This is a genomic window from Lysobacter sp. F6437 (assembly GCF_052547215.1).
The window spans coordinates 165,505-185,609 of record NZ_JBQWRB010000001.1 but is presented as its reverse complement, the minus strand read 5'-3'; the positions used below and the strand labels follow the sequence as shown (position 1 = coordinate 185,609).

The 20,105-nt window shown below is 69.7% G+C and carries 8 protein-coding genes; 2 read left to right on the top strand and 6 right to left on the bottom strand.

Annotation, left to right across the window (positions count from 1 at the left end):
• Positions 1 to 5: 5 nt before the first annotated feature.
• The gene (locus tag ACT9F5_RS00765; protein ID WP_445118054.1) at positions 6 to 1,883 is read left to right on the top strand and encodes a choice-of-anchor Q domain-containing protein; all 1,878 of its coding nucleotides are present in this window, start codon (positions 6 to 8) and stop codon (positions 1,881 to 1,883) included.
• Between the two features lie 20 nt (positions 1,884 to 1,903).
• Here ACT9F5_RS00765 and ACT9F5_RS00760 read toward each other — a convergent pair whose 3' ends face one another.
• Genes ACT9F5_RS00760 through ACT9F5_RS00740 form a run of 5 tightly spaced genes read right to left on the bottom strand, consistent with a single transcriptional unit; the run spans position 1,904 to position 18,087 of the window.
• The gene (locus ACT9F5_RS00760; RefSeq protein ID WP_445118053.1) at positions 1,904 to 3,439 is read right to left on the bottom strand and encodes an oligosaccharide flippase family protein; all 1,536 of its coding nucleotides are present in this window, start codon (positions 3,437 to 3,439) and stop codon (positions 1,904 to 1,906) included.
• The gene (locus ACT9F5_RS00755; RefSeq protein WP_445118052.1) at positions 3,439 to 4,272 is read right to left on the bottom strand and encodes an alpha/beta hydrolase; all 834 of its coding nucleotides are present in this window, start codon (positions 4,270 to 4,272) and stop codon (positions 3,439 to 3,441) included. The genes ACT9F5_RS00760 and ACT9F5_RS00755 overlap by 1 nt, the downstream gene beginning before the upstream one ends.
• On the bottom strand, positions 4,269 to 5,069 hold the full coding sequence (locus tag ACT9F5_RS00750; RefSeq protein ID WP_445118051.1) for a hypothetical protein: 801 nt from the start codon (positions 5,067 to 5,069) through the stop codon (positions 4,269 to 4,271). Before ACT9F5_RS00750 ends, ACT9F5_RS00755 begins: the two co-directional genes overlap by 4 nt.
• Positions 5,066 to 11,236 carry an amino acid adenylation domain-containing protein gene (locus ACT9F5_RS00745; protein WP_445118050.1) on the bottom strand — a complete coding sequence of 2,057 codons (6,171 nt, stop codon included), beginning with the start codon at positions 11,234 to 11,236 and terminating at the stop codon, positions 5,066 to 5,068. Before ACT9F5_RS00745 ends, ACT9F5_RS00750 begins: the two co-directional genes overlap by 4 nt.
• Complete coding sequence (locus ACT9F5_RS00740; protein WP_445118049.1) at positions 11,233 to 18,087, bottom strand: amino acid adenylation domain-containing protein; 6,855 nt, start codon at positions 18,085 to 18,087, stop codon at positions 11,233 to 11,235. The genes ACT9F5_RS00745 and ACT9F5_RS00740 overlap by 4 nt, the downstream gene beginning before the upstream one ends.
• 168 nt (positions 18,088 to 18,255) lie before the next feature.
• On the opposite strand from ACT9F5_RS00740, the gene ACT9F5_RS00735 reads away from it, so the two are divergent.
• Entirely contained in the window at positions 18,256 to 18,645 is a 390-nt protein-coding gene (locus ACT9F5_RS00735) for a hypothetical protein (RefSeq protein WP_445118048.1), read from the top strand.
• Between the two features lie 27 nt (positions 18,646 to 18,672).
• On the opposite strand, the gene ACT9F5_RS00730 is transcribed toward ACT9F5_RS00735, so the two are convergent.
• Positions 18,673 to 20,097: a TIGR03013 family XrtA/PEP-CTERM system glycosyltransferase gene (locus tag ACT9F5_RS00730; protein ID WP_445118047.1), complete on the bottom strand. Its 1,425-nt coding sequence runs from the start codon at positions 20,095 to 20,097 to the stop codon at positions 18,673 to 18,675.
• Positions 20,098 to 20,105: the final 8 nt, after the last annotated feature.

The window sequence follows — 20,105 nt, the reverse complement described above, 5'->3', positions numbered from 1 at the left end:
TGCATATGTCTCCCGACCTCTGCTTCCTGCACCGCCTGGCCCGGCCACCGGGATGGATCATGCTGCTGCTCCTGCTCGGCCTGTCGATGCAACCGGCGGTCGCCGCGCAGACCTATTACGTCCGTACCGACGGCGGTAGCGCGCGCCAGTGCACCGGCCTCGCCGACGCGCCCTACCCGGGCAACGGCAGCGGCCAGGCCTGCGCATGGAACAGTCCGCTGGTGGCCCTGCCGACCGATGATGCGACCCGCATCGATGGCGGCGACACCCTGGTCATCGGCCCGGGCGACTACATGATCGGTTGGGGCGCCCCCGGTCTTGAGGAAAGCCGGCGCTGCTACACGGAGGCGCGCTACGACTGCTATCCCGCTGCCGTTCCCAGCGGCACCGGCCCGACCACGCGCACCCGCATCCTCGGCAAAGGTCATGACAGCGGCTGCACCGCCCCGCCGCGCCTGTGGGGCACCGAACGGGTCGACCAGGTGCTCAACCTGGAAGGCAGCAACCACGTCGAAGTCGGCTGCCTGGAAATCACCGACCGCAGCGACTGCATCGAATTCCACACCGACGATCGCGTGCGCTGCGAACGCGACGACGCGCCATACGGCGACTGGGCTTCGATCGGGATCTGGGCCAGGGATTCGCGCGATGCATGGCTGCACGACCTCGACATCCACGGCCTGTCCGGGCGCGGCATCATGGCCGGCGGCCTGCGCGACTGGACCATCGAGCGCGTCCGGATCAACGCCAACGGCTGGGCCGGCTGGGACGGCGACATCGGCGATGGAAGCTCCAACGCCGGCGACATGGTGTTCCGCGATGTCGAGATCGCCTGGAACGGGTGCACCGAACGCTGGAAGACCGGCGAGGTCCACGCGTGCTGGGCGCAGGAAGCCGGCGGCTACGGCGATGGCCTCGGCACCGCCGAGACCGGCGGGCGCTGGCTGTTCGAGGACACCCGCGTCCACCACAACACTTCCGACGGCATCGACCTGCTGTATCTGGACGAAGCGGCCACCACCTCCAGCACCTTCCGCCGGGTCCGCGCCGTCGCCAACGCCGGCAACCAGATCAAGACGATCGGTACCGCGTGGATCGAGAATTCGGTGATCGTCGGCAGTTGCGCCTACTTCTACAAGAAGTTCGACATGACCTGGAGCGACCAGTGCCGCGCAATGGGCAACGCGGTGTCGATCGGCGCCACCAACGGCCAGGTCACCACCCTCGTCCACAACACGATCACCGGCGAGGGCGACTGCCTGGTCCTCACCTCCGGCGGTGACCAGACCGCCCGCGTGGACATCCAGAACAACGTCTTCGTCGGGGCCGTCGACTTCCTCGCGGACGCCGACGGCAACCCCGGCGAACTCACCTGCGGCCACTACGCCGACGAAAGCCGGGCGACGGTGCGGTTTTCCGGCAACGCGTTCTGGAACGTCAAGGGCGGCCAGTGCCCGCCCGGCGGCAATCTCTGCGGCAAGGATCCGCGGCTGGCCGGAATGGCGCTCGACGACTTCGAGCCGATGCCGTTGCCGGGCAGTCCGCTGATCGACCGTGCCACCCCGCGTGATGGCGTCGGCGCCGACTTCCTCGGCCAGCCCCGCCTCGAGGGACCCGCCACGGACATCGGTGCCGTCGAGTTCCGCGGTGACGCGCCGACCGTGTCGGCAGCCAAGGCCGCCACCACCGACGGGACGGCGCGGCGTCCGCCACGCAACCGGAATGGCCATGCGGCGGCCGGCTTCTGGGATCGCCTCTACGACGGCGCCGCGTTTGGCTGCAACGCCATCAGGATCGCCGGCCAATCGCTGGCGGGCGCCGGCTGCCTGGTCTCGATACACATGGCCAGGCGATCGCTCGGCTGGATCCTCGATCGCCGCTAGCGCACTCCCCGGCCCCGCCATCAGGGCGCCGCGACCACGTTCTTGCCAGCACCGGACTTGCGCCACGCAAGCAACGTCGTGCGCAGGCGCGGATCCAGCGCCAGCACCAGCGCCGCGTACGCCACGCCGAGCGCGACGCCACCGACCAGCAACCGCTCCCATCCCGGCCGCAGCTCCGACAGCACGCCCGTGCCGACCAGCCCCAGGCAGGCCGCGGCGCCCACGCCCGCGCTGGCAACGGTGCGCAGGTCCGGCAGCTTCAGCAGCGAGCGCGGGACCCACAGGCAATGCCCGGCCGCAAGCGTGGCCGAGCTGGCGATGGTCGCGTAGACCGCGCCCATCACCCCGAAGGTCGGAATCCACAGCCAGTTCAAGGCGGTGTTGACCAGCATGCTGCCGCACATCAACAGCATCACCTTGGTCGAGCGCTTCTCCAGCATCAGTCCATAACCGGCCACCAGCATCAGCGGCATCAGCGCCCGCGACACCCCCATCAGCGCGAACACCGGCCCGGACGCGGCCTTGGACGGGCCGCTCAGCGCGATGATCGCGTCGGTGCCGAAGCACCACAGCATCACCGCGATGCCGACCGAACCGTGGGTCATCAGCGACAGCACCTTGGCCTTGAGCGCACGCACCGCCTCGGCGCCCTCGGTCACGAACAGGCGGTTCGCCATCGGCGTGAACGATTCGAAGATGGCGAGGTTGGTGAATACGTGGACCTGCATCGCCAGCGAAGCGCCGATGCTGTAGATGCCGACCTGGGCGAAGTCGCCGGTCATGCCAAGCAGCATAGTGCGGTCCACCAGGATCAGCGCGACGGCGAACATCTCGTTCGCCACCAGCGGCATCCCGAAGGTCAGCCCCTGGCGCATCGACGCCGGGTCGATCGAGGCGCGCGAGAACTTCAGGTTGCGCTGCGCCCAGTACACATAGAAGCCGATCACCAGCGCGGTGGCGAGCAGCTTGCCGCCATAGGCCGCCACGGCGCTCTGCTGTATCCACGCGACGGCCCCCAGCATCATCGCCAGTTGCATCCAGCGGCTGAAGATGCGCGAGGCCATCACCAGCCGCGAGCGCTCGGTGACCCGCAGGACAGTCTCCACCAGGCTCGAGTACACGGCCATCGGCACCGCGACCAGGGCCAGCCAGAACACCGCCGGCTGGCGCAGCCCGGCCAGCAGGTCGACCGCCGCCAATCCGCCGCCGACCACCACCCACAACACCATCGACATGGCCAGCGGGAGGTAGAACAGGTTGGTCGAGAACGCCCGCAACCGCGCCTCGTCGCCACCGTAGGGATAGAACCGCTGGATCGCGTGTTGCGCCCCCAGCTTGCCGACCGCCACGGCCATCAGCGCCCAGGTCTCGTAGTAGCCGAGGATGCCGTACTGGGTGTTGTCGAGCAGGCGGGTAAGGACCGGGAACGAGATGAAGCCGGCGAGGATCACCAGCACGTTCGCGGTGGAGTAATGCAGGAAGTGCGCACCCATCCCCGGCGTTTTCGCCGCCTTGGCCTTGCCGTCGACCACGGTCGCCACCGGTGCGGGCTCCATCAACCGAACTGCCCGCGCATCCACGCCGCGACCGTCCGCTGCAGCCGTGCCCGGTCGCGTCGGAGGTAGAAGGTGTGGTCGCAGTCCGGCCAGTGCTCCAGCCCGACCGCGGACGACCGCGCGGCTCGACCCAGGCAGGCCACCAGTTGGCGGGGATGGTTGAAATAGCCGTAGGCGCCGCCGGTGAACAGGAACAGCATGCGCACGTCGCGCGCCACCAGCGCCGCCATTTGCTTCACCGCATCGGCCCGGCCGGGGAAGTCACGGAAGTTGCCGGCCGCTGGCTTGCGCACGCGTGGCTGCCGCAGTCGCCGCCACAACCGGCCCGGGTCGAGCAGGCGCGGCAGCAGGTGGTGCAACCAGTAACCCCAGGTGCGATAGGCCAACCCGTCGAGCAGGACGAACCCCGCCACCCGGGCGTCATCGACCGCGACATGGAACGCATCGTCCGCGCCGGAACAGATGCCGGCCAGCACGAACCGGTCAGCGCCAGTCTCGTCCGCCAACAGAGCCATCGCCGCACCGACCTCCCGCTGGCGCCGCTGGCCCGAGGCCACCGCGCACAGCGGGCTGTCGCCGAGGCCCGACTGGTCGAAGCGCAACACCGCGAAACCCTGGTCGGCGAGCACGCGCGCGAGTTGCACGTAGCCACGGAACGGACCGACGCGGTGCACCAGCCCGGCGTTGAGCAGGATCACGGCGACCGGATTGTCACGCCCGGTCCGCGGACGCGTGAGCACGCCGACCAGGCCGTCGCCGAAGCAATGCGCGGTCTCGTTCGCGGCGTTCACCGCCGCGGCGGCCACCGGCGGGATGCGGACCTGCAGGTTCATGCCGCCTCCGCGGCCAGGTGCCGGGCCAGCCCGGCCACGCTGCGGCGCGGGAACGCCTGGTGTTCGAACACTTTCGGTTCGAGCCAGGCGGGGCGGTCAGCGGGGTCGAGCAACACCTCTTCGACCGTGACGCCCACGGCGCGCTGGGTCGCGATGAAGCGTCGCAGGTCCGCGTCCTGCTCCCAGGCCGCCACCAGCACGCGGCTGCCGGCGGGCAGGCGGATGCCGGTGGCATCGACACCGGCCAGCGCATCGAGGAACGCCGGATCGACATCGAAGCCGAGCAGCTCGTCGCGCTCGGCCACTACCCCGCCACGCGGATAGCGGCCGGTTTCCCTGACCTGCATGACGTGTTGGCGGCGCCAGTCGGAGACGGTCGCGCGACCCACCAGTTGCGGGTCCCACAGCACCAGGTCGACCGGTTCGGCGGATGGCCCGGCGAATTGTGCGAGCACCGGCAGGGCCGCACTGCGGTAAGCCAGGACGCGGATCGGCAAGCCCCCCGGCGCGGTGTCCAGGAATGCCCGCGCAACGCGCAGGTCGGCAAGCAGTCCATCAAAACCGATGTCCACGTGGTCGCCGCCGGAATCGCCACTGCCGAACCAGTCGAAGCGCAACACCTCGGTCCCGGCCAGTGCCAGCGCCTCGGCCAGCGCCCACAACGACCGGTGGCAACGGATCCCGTCCTGCAGCAGCGGCGCGCAGACCAGCATGGCGGCGCACGGCGTCGTCGCGGCGGGGTGGCGCACGCCAAACAGCGTCCGTTCCGGATCGCCAAAATGGAACGGCTGGGTCATCGATCTGCCACCCGTGCACCGCCGAACAGCCGCGCGAGGCTGCGGCCCAGCCCGCCGGATTCGTGCCCGGTTACCGTCGCTGCGGCCGTGTCCGGCAGCTCGGCCGCGATCTGGCCGAGGTTCTGCGCGGCCAGCCGCATCAGGTTGAGTCGCACGCCGGTGTCGCGGGCGACCCGGTCGGTCATCGTCACCGCCAGCATCGAGTGGCCGCCGAGGTCGAAGAAGTTGTCGTCCTCGCGCACCTCCACCCCGAGCAGTTCCGACCACAGGTCGACGAGGTAGCGGACCTGCGGACAGGCTGCGTTCTTCGTCGCGGCCGGAGCGGCCGGCGCCGTGGCTGCGGCCCGCGACTCCCCGCGGGCCGCGGCCAATGCATCGGCCAGTCCCTGAGACAACGCGTGCTCGCGCACCATGACGTTGTGCGCGCCCGGGACGCGAACCACCTGCACCGCGCCCACCAGTTCCTCCCAGCCCAGTGCAGGCATCCCCGCCAGCATCGCCGGTTGCTCGTCCGCGCGGAACAGCACGAGCGACCCCGGGTACGGTCGGACCACGTACTGCTGGTACGCCCGCAGGTGCGCGGCCTCGAGTCCGGAATAGCGCTCCGAATGCGGGATCTGCGCACCGATCCTGCGCGCGAGGTACGCCTTGAGCCGGGCGACGAGTCCACGCCTGCGCGACGCCAGGCTCGCGCCAATGCAGCGCACACGTTCACTCCAGGACAAACCGCCCAGCCGTCGCTGCACCTTGCGCAGCAGGCCCTGCCCGGCTTCGCGCCGGCAGCGCTCGCCGTACTCCGCCGAGGTGTCGAACAGACCCAGCAAGGCAACTTCCTGGCCGGCAGCGGCCAGTTGCCGTGCCATCTCGTAGGCGATCATCCCGCCCATCGAGCCGCCAGCGAGGTGGTAGGGCCCTTCGGGCTGCGCCCGGCGGATCTCGACCACGTAGAGTTCCGCCATGTCCTCCAGTCGCGTCAGCGGCGGCGTGTGGCCATCCAGCCCCCGCGCCTGCAGGCCGAACACCGGCTGCCCCGGCGGCAACGACTCGGCGAGCGCGTGGTAGTTGAGCACGTTGCCGCCAACCGCATGCACCAGGAACAGCGGCGGGTGCGTGCCCTCGCCGCGGATCGGCACCAGCGGGGACCACGGATCGATCGCGCCGCCATCGAGCGTCGCCAGCGACCCGCCCGACGACGCGCCGGCCTTGCGATAGGCCGCTGCCAACGTCCGCAGGGTCGGCGCGGTGAACAGCGTGGCCAACGGCAGGTTGACCCCGGTGAGCTGGTTGGCGCGATGGAACATCTGCACGGCGAGCAGCGAGTTGCCGCCGAGGGCGAAGAAATCGTCGTCCGGCTCGACCGAGTCGCGACCGACCAGCTCACACCAGACTCCGGCCAGCTGCGCGATCAACCGGTCGTTAACGGGGGCCGGTTCCGACACAGGTGTCGCTGCAGGCTGGACGGGGGTGACGACGGGCTGGGCGATCGACCCGGGCGCCGCGACGCCGGCCGACGCCTCCAGGCCCTTCAACAACGGCCCGTTGCCCCCGCCGGATTGCGTGATCGCCTCGACCGACAACGTCGGATCGCCGGCGACCGCCTTGACGATGTCCAGGTAGCGCTGCTGCAGCGCCGCCGTGGTTTCCTCATGGAACAGGTCGGCGTTGTAGACCAGCGCGCCCGACAGTCCGGTCTCGTCCTCGACGAACCAGATGCCCAGGTCCTCGGTCGCGCCGGGATGGAACAGCGCGCGGCGCTCGTGCTGCACGTTGCCCCACTTGACCACGCGCTGGCGGATGTCCTGGAACGAGAACAGCGACTGGTACAGCATCCGCCCGCCGCCGTCGGTGCGCACGCTGAGCTCGGCCAGCAGGTCCTCCAGGCGGATGTCGGGGTTGGCGAAGCTGTCCAGCACCAGTTGCTTTACCCGGCCGACCACCTCGGCGAACGACATCGACGGATCGATTTCGAGGCGCAGCGGCAACAGGTTGGTGAAGAAGCCCATCAGGCCCTCGACCTCGGGCCAGTGGCGCCCGCGCACCGGGGTGGCGACGATGAGGTTGCGCTGCCCGGTGACGCTGTGCAGCAACGTGAAGTACGCCGCCAGCAACGTGACGAACAGGGTCGCGTCGACCTTCAGGCCGGACTGGCGCAGCTGTTCGGTGAGGTCGCGCGGGATCAGCACCTTGTGCGCGCAGGCGCGGCCGGACATGCCCGGCCGACGCGGCTTGTCGGTCGGCAACGCCAGTGCCCGGCGTTCCTCGGACGCGTTCGCGCCGCCCAGCCGCTCACGCCAGAACGCCAGCTGCCGGGCGTATTCCGGCCCCTTGACCCACTCGCGATGCCAGGCCGCGAAGTCGCCGTAGGTCACCGGCAACTCCGGCAGGTCCGGCTCACGGCCCTCGATGTAGGCGCCGTAGATCTCCGAGATGTCCGAATACAGCAGGTCGAACGACCAGCCGTCCCACACGATGTGGTGCGGCATGAAGAACATCACGTGCAGTTCGGCGTCGAGCTTGAACAGGCGCGCGGTGAACAGCGCCGGCTGGGCGAGGTCGAACGGCACCGCGATCAGCGCCTTCATGCGCCTGGTCAGTTCGGCTTCGCGTTCGTCGGCCGGCATGCCGGTCAGGTCGACCACCGGCAACAGGCCGGTCTCGACCTCGTCGTGGATGACCTGCACCGCTTCGCCACCCGAACGGTCGATGCTGGTGCGCAGGACCGTCTGGCGGCGCGTGACCTCGCGGAACGCACGCTCGAACAGCACCACGTCGAGCGGGCCGCGCAGGCCGTGCGCCGACGGCGTGTTGTAGGTCAGCTGGCCGGGGTTGAACTCCTCCAGCATCCGCAGGCGTTCCTGGATCAATGCCAGCGGCGCCCGGCCCTGGTCGGCGCGGCGCGGGATCGGCTCGTGCCGCGGGACCGCCTCGCCATCGCTGTCGGCCAGCCGCTCCGCGAGCCGCGCGACCGTCGGCGCGTCGAACAGCGCGCGCAACGACAACGACACGCCCAGTTCGCGGTTGAGCCGCGAGGTCAGTTGCGCGGCCAGCAGCGAGTGGCCACCGAAGGCGAAGAAGTCGTCCTCGACGCCGATCGAGGGCAGCCCGAGGACGGCGGCCATCGCGGTTGCGATGGTCCGCTCCATGTCGTTGCGCGGCGCGATGCTTTCCGCCGAACGCCGGACGCCGGGATCCGGCATCGGCAGGCCCTTGCGGTCGATCTTGCCGTTGGGCAGCAGCGGCACCGCGTCCAGCGCCATGACGTGCTGCGGGATCATGTACTCGGGCAGCGCGTCGCGCAGGTGCCTGAGCAGCGCGGCCTCGTCGAGTTCGACGCCGGGCCTGGGCACGACGTAGGCGACCAGCCGGACATCGCCCGGACGATCCTCGCGCGCCACCACCACCGCCCTCGCGACCGAGGGATGGCTGGCGACGTTGTTCTCGATCTCGCCCAGCTCGATGCGGTAACCGCGCACCTTGACCTGGAAATCCAGCCGTCCCATGTGTTCCAGGTTGCCGTCGGCACGCCAGCGACCGCGGTCGCCGGTGCGATACAGCAGCGGCACCTTCAGCGTCGACGGCGCGGACCATGGGCCGCTGAACCGGTCCTCGAGGAAGCGGTCGGCGGTCAGCTCCGGCCGTTGCAGGTAGCCCAGGGTCACGCCGTCGCCGCCGATGCAGATCTCACCGGGCACGCCGAGCGGGCACAGGCCGCCCTGCGGATCGAGGATCCAGACCCGCGTGTTGGCGATCGGCCGGCCGATGTGGATGTCCGGGGCCTGTTGACCGGGCGACGGCTGGACCCGCGCGCAGGTCGACCAGACCGTGGTCTCGGTGGGGCCGTAGACGTTCCAGAGCGAACCGCAGCGCTGCAGCAGGATGGTGGCGAGGTCCTGCGGCAGCGGTTCGCCACCGCACAGGATGCTGAAACCGGTGTTCCCGCCCCACTCCGCTTCGAGCAGCAGGCGCCAGGTGGCCGGCGTGGCCTGCATGATCGTCGCGCCGGATGTTTCCAGCAGCGCCTTCAGCGCGCCGCCATCGACCGCGGTGTCACGGTCGGCGAGCACCACCCGGGCACCGACGCCCAGCGGCAGCAGCAGTTCAAGCACGGCGATGTCGAACGACAGCGTGGTCACCGCGACCAGCCGGTCATCGGCGTCGATGCCCGGTTCGCGCTGCATCCCGACCAGGAAATTCGCGACCGCACGGTGCGGCACCTGGACGCCCTTGGGGCGCCCGGTCGAACCGGAGGTATAGATCACGTAGGCGACCGATTCGGGCTCCGCCGCGCCGGCGTCGCGCCCGAGCCGCGCGGTTGGAGCCGCGGCCAGGTCGGCCTCGAGTTCGTCCAGCATCAGCATCGGACGACCGCGCAGGTCGAAGTGCGACGCATGCCTGCGCTGGGTCAGCAGCGCGGCCAGGCCGGCGTCCCCGGCCATGTAGGCCAGGCGGTCCGCCGGGAACTGCGGATCCAGCGGGACGTAACCCGCCCCCGCCTTGAGGATGCCAAGCAAGCCGGCGAGCATGTCGACACCGCGATCGAGTGCGATGCCGACCAGCGCGCCGCGATGCACGCCCTGCGCGCGCAGCAAGTGCGCGATGCGGTTGGCGCGGGCCTCGAGTTCGGCATAGCTGAGCGACGCGTCACCGAACTGGAGCGCGATGCGATCCGGGGTGCGGTCGCACTGGGCCTCGAACCACTCATGCATGCGCGACCGGCTGTCGTATGTGACCGGCTCGGGCTGCAAGGCGCACAGCTCCGCGTACGCGGGGCCGTCGACCAGCGGCAGGTCCGCGGACTTCGCATCCGGAGCAGCGACCGCCTCGCGCAACAGGGTCTCGTAGGCGACCAGCCAGCGGCGCACCGTGGCGGCGTCGAACAGCTCGCGGTTGTACTGGCATTCCAGCCGCAAGGTGCCATGCGAGTGCATGGCGTTGATGAACAGTTCGAAGTTCTCGAAGCTGCGCGGATTGTTTCCGAACTCCAGGGTCAGCCCGGGGAACCCGGTGGTCTCGCGCTCGAGTGCCTGGTCGATGTTGAACATCACGCTGACCAGCGGCATGCGGCCGGGGTCGCGTTCGACGCGCAGTTTCTTGAGCAGGGTGCCGAAGGTGTAGCGCTGGTGCTCGATCGCATCGAGCAGGGTTTCCTGGGCATCGCCCAGCGCCTGCGCGAAGGGCCGTGCCGGGTCGATGTCGAAACGCAAGGGCAGCAGGTTGACGCAGTGGCCGACCAGGTGGTCGTGGCCGTCCAGCGACTGGCCGGCGGCGGGAATGCCGACCACCACCTGCGACTGTCCGGCCAGCCGCGCCATCAGGCTGGAGAAGCCGCCGAGCAGGGTCGCGAACATGCTGATGCCGCGGCGCGCGCCCATGCCGCGGATCGCGCTGACCAGTTCGGCGTCGAGCACGTGGTCCTCGCGGCGCGAGGCGAAACCGCGCTGGTTCGGGCGGGGCCGGTCGGTGGGCAACTCGAGCACCGGTGCGCCGTCGGCAAAGCGCGACAGCCAGTAGGCCTCGTCGTCGGCACTGGCACCGCTGGCGGAGTGCGAGGCCTCGGCCAACGCGTAGTCCGAGAACACATCGGGTGTCTTCGGCGCGGGCACGTCGACCCCGCACGCCTGTCCGTACAGCGCGCCCAGGTCCTGCACCAGCACCCACCACGACCAGCCGTCACAGACGATGTGGTGCGCGGTGAGCACGAGCAGGTGGTCATCCGCCCCCAGGCACAGCAGCTCGGCACGGAACAGGTCGTCGTGGTCCAGCGCGAACGGGGTCTCCACCGCAAGTGCGAGCCGCTCGTCCACCGCCGCCTTGCGCGCCGCATCGTCCAGCGCAGAGAGGTCGCGCACCGGCATTTCCAGCGCGCCCGGCTCGCGTACGCAAAGGGTTTCCCCGTCGGGGCCGAAGTTCGAACGCAAGGCGTCGTGGCGCACCAGCAGTTGCTGCAGGCCACGGTGCAGTGCGTCGCGGTCCAGGCGGCCGCGCAGGTGCAGCGACGCCGATTCGTTGAACGCGAGGGAGGCGTCCCGGTCCAACTGGTCGGCGAGCCAGACCTCGCGCTGGGACTCGGTGGTCGGCACCACCCGCGACAGCACGCCAGCGACGAACGGATCGTATTCGACCGCGTCCTGGGCCGGGCGGCGCGACGCGACCTCCATTATGTTCATGCACTCACCTTCCGGAATTTGCCGGGTGACTCCTCGTTGGCGACGAACCAGGCCGGGCGGCCGTCGGGCTCGCGCCCGAGCCGCGCGCCGGGCACCGGCGGGCGCCCCGGATCCATCACCACGGCCGGCAGCGCTTCGGGCGATGCCTCGCGGCCCGGCAGCAGCCCGGCCCCCTGCAGTTCAAGCACCGATGCCTTGTAGGCCTCGAGGATCGCCTGTACGTCGGCTTCGCTGTGCGCGGTGGTGAAGAAGCAGGGGAAGTTGTCGAGGATGTGGATCCCGCGGCTGCGCATCATCGCGAACAGCAGGTCCTGCATCGGATGGTCTTCGAGGAAGTGGGTACGCCACATCGAGGCGAACTGCCGGATCACGATCGGCGCGCCGACCTCTTCGCAGAAAGCATTCAGTTCGGCGGCGAACTCCGTGGCGCGGGTGTTGAGCCGCTCCTGCAACTGCGGACCGGCATCGCGCATGTGCTCCAGCACCGCCTTGGCCGCCGCCAGCGCAAGCGGATGGCGGACGAAGGTGCCGGCGAAATAGGTCACTCCGACCGTCGGCTCCGAATCGTCGCCGTACTGCCATTGGCCGCCGTCCAGCGCATCCATGTAGGCGCGCTTGCCTGAAATGACACCGAGCGGGTAGCCGCCGCCGATGACCTTGCCGTAGGTGGCCAGGTCGGCCTTGATCCCGAACAGCGCCTGGGTACCCGCGGGGTGCGAGCGGAAGCCGGTGATGACCTCGTCGAAGATCAGTACCGCACCCGCCTCCTCGGTGATCTTGCGGATCTCGCGCAGGAACTCGACCGGCTGGAAGTCCGGCCGCCGGCTCTGCACCGGCTCGACCAGCACCGCGGCCAGTTCATGCGCGCGCTCACGGATGATCTGCAGCGACTCGGGGGTGCCGTAGTCGAGCACCAGCATCTGCTCCGAGGTGTTGGGCAGGATGCCCGGCGCCGCTGGCACCGCGCGCAGCTTGCGGGTGCCGCGGACGATCACCTCATCGTTGATGCCGTGGTACGAACCGCTGAACGACACGATGGTGCTGCGCCCGGTAATGGTGCGGGCGATGCGCATCGCGCCCAGCACCGCCTCGGAGCCGGTGTTGCACAGCGCGGTGCGCTCATGGCCGGTGAACTCGCACACCAGCTTCGAGACCTCGCCGGCCAGCGGATGTTGGGGACCGATCTCGTAGCCCAGGTCGAGCTGCTCGCGGACCGCATCGAGCACGAAATCCGGCTGCCAGCCGAACATGCTCATGCCGAAGCCGTTGTTGGCATCGACGTACTCGTTGCCGTCGATGTCGAACATGTGCGAACCCTTCGAGCGCTCGATCACGATCTGGTAGCAGATCTCCTTCAGCGCCGGCCGGAAGCCATTGACCACGCGCGGGTCGGCCATGTGCGGCCGGTGCGTCTCGGTGTACGCGCGGGACTTGGCGGTACGGGCGACATAGCGCTGGATGAACGTTTCCAGGTGGCGATGCTGGCGCTCGTCGAGGTCCAGTTTCGATGTGTGGATCCGGGCGATCGCACCGAACGCCTTGTTGACGTCGTAGCGGGTGTGGGCGAGCGCGGCGGCCTCCTCGTCGGGCGCTTCGGCGTCGGCGGGAGCGGCGGCGGGACCGGGCTGGACGACCGCCGGGGACACGGACGTGGCCGCCGGCACGGGCACGGTGGCAGGTGCCGCCGGGAGCTCGGGGGCTACCACCGGCGTCGCCATCGGTTGCCCCCCAAGCAGGGCGAGCTGCTGCGACATCAGGTTCATCTGCTGGGCAATCAGCTGGCGTGCGAAATCGCCGTTGGCCGCGACCGGCATGGCCACCTGCGCCGCCGGCGCCATCGGCAACGTGGCCGCTGCCATCGGCGCCGCTGTCATCGGAGCCGGGGCGATCGCCGCGGGTGCCGCGGCCGGCGGCGGTGCGGCCACCACGTCCGGCGGCAGCGCCTCGTCGAGCATCGCCGCCAGGCGGTCGAGGCTGGAGTACTCGCTCATCAACTGGCGGAACGTGACCTTGACCGAGAAGCTCCTCTGCAACTGCAGCGCGACCTGGGTCAGCATCAGGCTGTCGAGCCCGAGCTCCATGAAGTTGGCATCGGCGTCGGCGCCGGACAGGTCGAAACCGACCACGTCCTCGAACACGTCGGTGAGCTCCCCGACCAGCCGCGGCTTGCGATCGGCGACGGGCGCCGGCATGGAAGGCACGGCGGCCGTGGCGGCGGATTGCGGGACGAGGTGCGGCATGACGGACTCCAGATCCGGGGTGGAAGCAATGGCCGGGTGCAGGACTACCGTGGCGTCGGCCGGTGGCGCCTCGATCCAGTAACGCTGTCGTTCGAAGGGGTACGTGGGCAGCCGCACGCGGCGGCGTTGCCCGCGGCGGTCGAACACCGCCGGGTCGAGTGGCACGCCGCGGCACCACAGCTGGCCGGCGGCCCGGCGCACGCTGGCCGGCTCGGCCGCGGGGTTGTCGGCCAACGAGGCGACGGCGGAGAGGTGCGGCTTCTGGGTGCCCGGATGCTGCCGCGACAGCGTGCTGAGGGTGGCGCGCGGGCCGACCTCCAGCAGCACCCGCGACGGGGCATCGAGCAGCCGGCCGAGGCCGGTGGCGAACCGCACCGGTTCGCGCAGGTGGCGCGACCAGTATTCGGCCGACATCGCGGTTTCCGCGTCGAGCCAGTCGCCGGTCGCGGTGGACACCAGCGGGACCTGCGGCGCGGACCGGGTGATCGCGGCGACTTCGGCGTGGAACGGTTCCAGCACCGGATCCATCATCGCCGAGTGGAACGCGTGCGACGTGCACAGCGCACGGCAGGCGATGCCGTCCGCATCGAGTTCGGCCTGGAACCGGGCGATCGCGTCATGCGGGCCGGCCACCACGCAGGCACCCGGCGAATTCTCCGCCGCCAGCGACAGGTCGGCGGGCAGGCGCGGCAACAAGGCATCGAGGGCGACGCGGATCGAAAGCATCCCGCCTTCCGGCTGGGCCTGCATCAATGCGCCGCGGCGCGCGACCAGTCGCAGCGCATCGGGCAGCGCGAACACGCCCGCCAGCGTCGCGGCGACGAACTCGCCGACGCTGTGGCCGATCATCGCCGCCGGCTGGACCCCAAGGCTCATCCACAACCGCGCCAGCGAGTATTCGATCGCGAACGTCGCCGGCTGCATCACCGAGGTCGGGCGCAGGGCTTCCGGGTCGTCGCCAAACACCCGCTCGCGCAGGTCGAAGCCGAGCTCGCCATGCAGGATGTCGGCGCATTCGTCGAACGCGGTGCGGAACGCGAGTTCGCTCTCGTAAAGCCCACGCCCCATGCCGGCGTACTGCGCGCCCTGCCCCGGGAACATGAACACCACGTCGCTCGACCGGGCGGGCCGGCTGCGCGCGGCCGCCGCCGCGGTCTCGGGACCGCGCAGCGTGGCCACCGCGGCGTCGACGTCTTCGGCCACCACGGCGATGCGATGCGCGAACGCCTTGCGACCCGCGGCCAGCGTCCAGGCGACGTCGCCCAGGTTGGCACCTGGCTGTTCCTGCAGGTGCGCCGCCAGACGCTCCGCGGCGCTGCCGAGTGCGCCCGGCGTGCGTGCGGACAGCACCAGCAACTGCGGGCCCGTGGCAGGCAGCGATTCGGCGCGCTGCGGCGCCTCCTCCAGCACCACGTGCGCGTTGGTCCCGCCGACGCCGAACGAGCTAACGCCGGCCCGGCGCGGCACGTCCCCGCGGGGCCATTCGGTCAGGCTCGAATTGACCACGAACGGCGATCCATCGAACTCGATCGCCGGGTTCGGGCTTTCGTAATGCAGGCTCGCCGGGATGCGCTGGTCCTCCAGTGCGAGTGCCGCCTTGATCAGTCCCGCTCCGCCGGCCGCGATCACCAGGTGGCCGACATTGCTCTTGACCGAACCGATGCGGCAGAAGCCAGCGTCGTCGGTGCCCAGCCGGAACGCCTTGGTCATGCCCTCGATCTCGATCGGGTCGCCCAGCGGCGTTGCGGTGCCATGGGCCTCGACGTAACCGATGCTGCGCGGCTCGACCCCGGCATTGCGGTGCGCCATCGCGATCACCGCGGCCTGGCCGTCGCTGTTGGGCGCGGTGAAGCTGGCCTTGGCGCCGCCGTCGTTGTTGATCGCCGCGCCGCGAATCACTGCGTGGACTTGGTCGCCATCGGCCAGCGCATCCGACAGGCGCTTGAGCAACACCACCATCGCGCCGTCGCTGAACACCGTGCCCTGCGCGCGCGCATCGAAGGTGCGAGTGTGGCCGTCGACCGAGAACATCGCGCCTTCCTGGTACAGGTAGCCGCTGCGCGGTGGGCTGGTGACCGATGCGCCACCGGCCAGCGCCATGTCGCACTGGCCGGCGCGCAGGCTGTCGACGGCCTGGCAGATCGCCACCAGCGAGGTCGAGCACGCGGTCTGCACGTTGATCGCCGGACCGGTCAGGTTGAGCTTGTGTGCCACGCGGGTGGCGATGTAGTCCTTGTCGTTGAGGAACGACACCGGATAGGCGCCGACCTTCTCGATCAGGTCGGGACGCCGCATGACGTGGTTCTGGAAGTAGGTGCAGTTGTACATGCCGGCGAACACGCCAACCGGCACTCCGGTCGCGTCGGGCACGTGGCCCGCGCGCTCCAGGCAATCCCAGCACAGCTCCAGGAAGATCCGCTGCTGCGGATCCATCACCTCGGCCTCCCTCGGGCCGATGCCGAAGAACGCCGCATCGAACTGCTCGACGCCGTCGATCACGCCACGCGCCGCGACGTAGGACGGATCACTGCGCTCGGCCAGCCCGATCATCGGGTCAAGTTCATCGGGCTGGAACAGGGTGATGGTGTCGCGGCCATCGCAGAGGTTCTGCCAGAACGCCTCGACGTCACCCGCACCGGGAAAACGCCCGCTCATCGCCACGATCGCGATCGGTTCGTTGCCCGCCTGTGCCGGTGCCAGCGCACGCGGCATCCGCGCGCGCATCGCGGCGTCATCGTGGTTGCCGTCCAAGGCTCGCGCCAGCGCGGTCGGCGTCGGGTTGCGGAACAACAGGGTGATCGGGACATCGACCCCGTCGCCGGCGTTTCCACCGGCCGCGACGCGCGACTGGCGGATGCGCTCCAGCAACCGGGTGGCCAGCACCGAGTTGCCACCCAGCTCGAAGAAATTGTCATGCCGGCCGATGCCCTCGACATCGAGCAGCTCCGCGAAGAACCCGCACAGTTCCTGCTCGACCGCGCCCACGGGCGGCTCGTGGCTGGAGGACAGCGCGGGCCGGCTGTTGTCCGGCGCGGGCAACGCGCGGCGGTCGAGCTTGCCGTTCTCGTTCTGCGGCAACACGTCCATCATCACGAACGCGGCCGGCATCATGTAGTCGGGCAGCGTCGCTTCCAGGTGCGCGCGCAGGGTCCCGACCGTCGGCGTCTTGCCGTTGGGCACGACGTAGGCGACCAGCCGCTTCTCGCCGGGCCGGTCCTCGCGTGCCAGCACCGCGCAGGCGCGCACCGCGGGGTGGTGCCCCAGGGTGGCCTCGATCTCGCCCAGCTCGATGCGGAAGCCGCGGATCTTGACCTGGTGGTCGATGCGTCCCAGGTACTCGATGTCACCATCGGCATCCATTCGCACCAGGTCGCCGGTGCGATAGATGCGCGCAACCGGTGCGTCGGTCTCGCGCGGGTCGCGCCATTCGATGAAGCGCTCCGCCGTGAGATCGGGACGCCCGTGGTAGCCGCGGATCACGGCCCGGCCACCGATGAACAGTTCGCCGACCTCGCCGGTCGGCAGCGGTTGCAGGTCCTTGTCGAGCACGTGCAGCGGCACGTCCGGGATGCCGGTGCCGATCATGCTGCCGGCGTCGCCCTCGACATCGGCGCGGGTGATGTGGCGGAAGGTGACGTAGATGGTGGCCTCGGTCGGGCCGTACATGTTGACGACCTGCGGCTGGGCGTCGCCATGGCGCTGGAACCACGGCCGCAGCGACTGCATCGATACCGCCTCGCCGCCGAGGATGACGTAGCGCAGCGCGTACTCGCCGGGAACCGGGAGCGCCTCGTCGGCGCGCATCAACTCCAGGAAGCCGGTGGGGGTCGGACAGGTGACGGTCACCTGCTCGTCGACCAGCAACTGGCGGAATGCCTCGGGGGTGCGACTGACGAGGTGCGGCACCACCACCAGCCGCGCGCCATGCGTGAGCGCGCCCCAGATCTCGAAGCCGGATACGTCGAACGCCGGCGACAGGAAGAACGCCCAGACATCGTCCGCGCGGAAATCGTACAGCGGCTCGATCGCGGTGAAGTACCGCACGACGTTGCCCTGGGTGACCATGCAGCCCTTCGGCTTGCCGGTCGAACCCGAGGTGTACATCACATAGGCCAGGGTGTCGGGGCCGTGGTCGATACCGGGCGCGGTTTCGCTCTCGGCGGCGATCAACTCCCGGTCGCCGTCCAGGCAGACCTTGTGCGCCGCCGTCTCCGGCACTGCGTCAAGGTTGCCGGACAGCGTCAGCACCACCTGCGCACCGGCGTCCTCGAGGATGTAGGCGAGCCGCTCCTTCGGGTAGATCAGGTCGAGCGGCAGGTAGGCCGCGCCCGCCTTCACGATGGCCAGCATCGCGACGATCATCTCGACGGAGCGATCCATGCAGAAACCGACCAGGTCCTCGCGGCCCACGCCGAGCCGGAGCAGATGGTGCGCAAGCTGGTTCGCACGTCGATCGAGCTCGGCGTAGGTCAGCCGGGAGTCGCCGCAGCACACCGCGATCGCATCCGGCCGATTCGCGGCCTGCTCCTCGAAACGACTGGCCAGGCCGGGTACGTCCGCGCACTCCGCGATGGCCCTGGCCGCCGCCGTCGCATGATCCTCGTGATTCATCTACCTGCCCCCTCGTCGTGAACCGGCGCAGACAGGACTTTTCCGCACCTGCCGTTGCTGAGTTAGGTAACGTCCACCGACAGGCCAAGCGGCCATGCGCGACGGGCTCCTCCACGACATGCGGGGCCGGGTCGCGCGCGCTACGATAGGCCGCGAGACGGGGACTCCATGAAGCCAGACATCGCCCAGCTGTATTCACAGCTCGACCTGCGCCCGGATTGCGGCCTGGACGACCTCAAGCGCGCGTATCGGCGACGCATCAGCGAACTCCATCCCGACAAGCCGGGCATGGGGACGGCCAACGCAGGCGGCCTGCGAATATCGGAACTGAACTCGCTCTACGACGAGGCGATGCGCTTCCACCGCGTCCACGGACGCCTGCCCGGCGCGCCGCCCTCGCCCTCCCGGCGCAACCGGTCCACCGCCACCGTCCCGATGCTGGTGATACCCCCGGACGTCGTGCGTGCCCGCGCCAATGCCGCGGCCAGGCGTCGCACCACCATGATCGCGGTGCTGCTGATCGTGTTGCTGGTGTTGCTGATGATCCTGCTGGACTGACCGACCGTGATCGCCGCGGCGCTGGCGTCATCGCGCCCCGCGCTGGAACAGCACCACTTCCACCGTCTGCAACAGGATCATCAGGTCGAAGACCAGGCCGTGGTTCTTCACATAGAAGAGGTCGAACTTCAACTTCTCTTCCGCGTCCTCCACGGATGCGCCGTAGCGGTAGCGCAACTGTGCCCATCCGGTGAGCCCGGGCTTGACGCTGTGGCGCACCGCGTAATAGCGGATCTCCTGGCTGAGCATGTCGACGAACTGCGGACGCTCCGGCCGCGGCCCCACGAAGCTCATCTCGCCACGCAGGACGTTCACCAGTTGCGGCAGTTCATCCAGGCGGGTCATGCGGATGAAGCGACCGACCCGCGTGGTGCGGTCATCGCCCGTGGTCGCCCAGCGGGCCACGCCGTCCAGTTCGGCGTCGCAACGCATGCTGCGGAACTTCAGCAGTTCGAACTCGCGGCCACCCTCGCCCACCCGTACCTGCCGGTACAACACCGGCCCACGCGAATCCCAGGACACCGCGAGCATCACCAGCAGCATCACCGGCCACGCAACAAGCAACATCAGCGATGCCGCCAGCAGGTCGAAGAAGCGCTTGCTCAACCGCCGCGGCAGGGAATGGTCGAAGCCGCCGGAAAACACCAGCCACGACGGGTCGGCCACCTTCAGCGTGACGATCCCCGCCTCGCGTTCGAAGAACGTCGAGAGGTCGGTCATCGCGATCCCGCGCTGCGCGCACGCCAGCATCTGGTCCATCGGCAACGCACCGCGGCGTTCGTCCGGCGCCACGACGACCTCGTCCACCTCCAGCCGCTCGGCCAGCGCAGCCAGGGATTCCGGACCTTCGATCCGCAAGGCCGAACCCACCGCGACCGGTTGGCCCTCGATCGGGATGAAGCCCAGCAGCACGAACGAACGCCGGTCTCCGCCACGACGCAGGCGCGTGTTGATCAGGTCGGCATTGTGGCCGGCACCCAGCACCAGCACGCGCCGGCGGAACACGTCCGACTGGAACAGCGCCTGCGACAGGTTGCGCAGCAGGTAGACCCCGGCGAACGCCGTGACCAGCGCCAGCAGCAGCACGCCACGACCGATATAGGTTGCCGGCAACACGTAGTACAGCACCAGCAGCGCCGTTCCGCCGAAGGCGAACGACAGCGCCAGGCGCAACAGGAAATCGTTGCGGTTGTGGCGTCCGTGCACCTGGTACATGCCGAACGCCGCCATCGCGGTGGTGGTGACCAGCGCCACGATGAGCGCACGCGTCGGTGCGCCCTGGGAGAAGATCAGGTGTCCCTCGGGATCGTGCAGGAACCGCAACCAGGCCGCGCCCGCGACCGCCAGCACGATGATCGCCACCTCCGCGACCCACAGCAGGAGTGTCGCGCGATTCTTGCTGTTTGCCAGACCGATCCCCACCCCTGACCCCTCGACGCGATTCCGCGTCATCGACCATG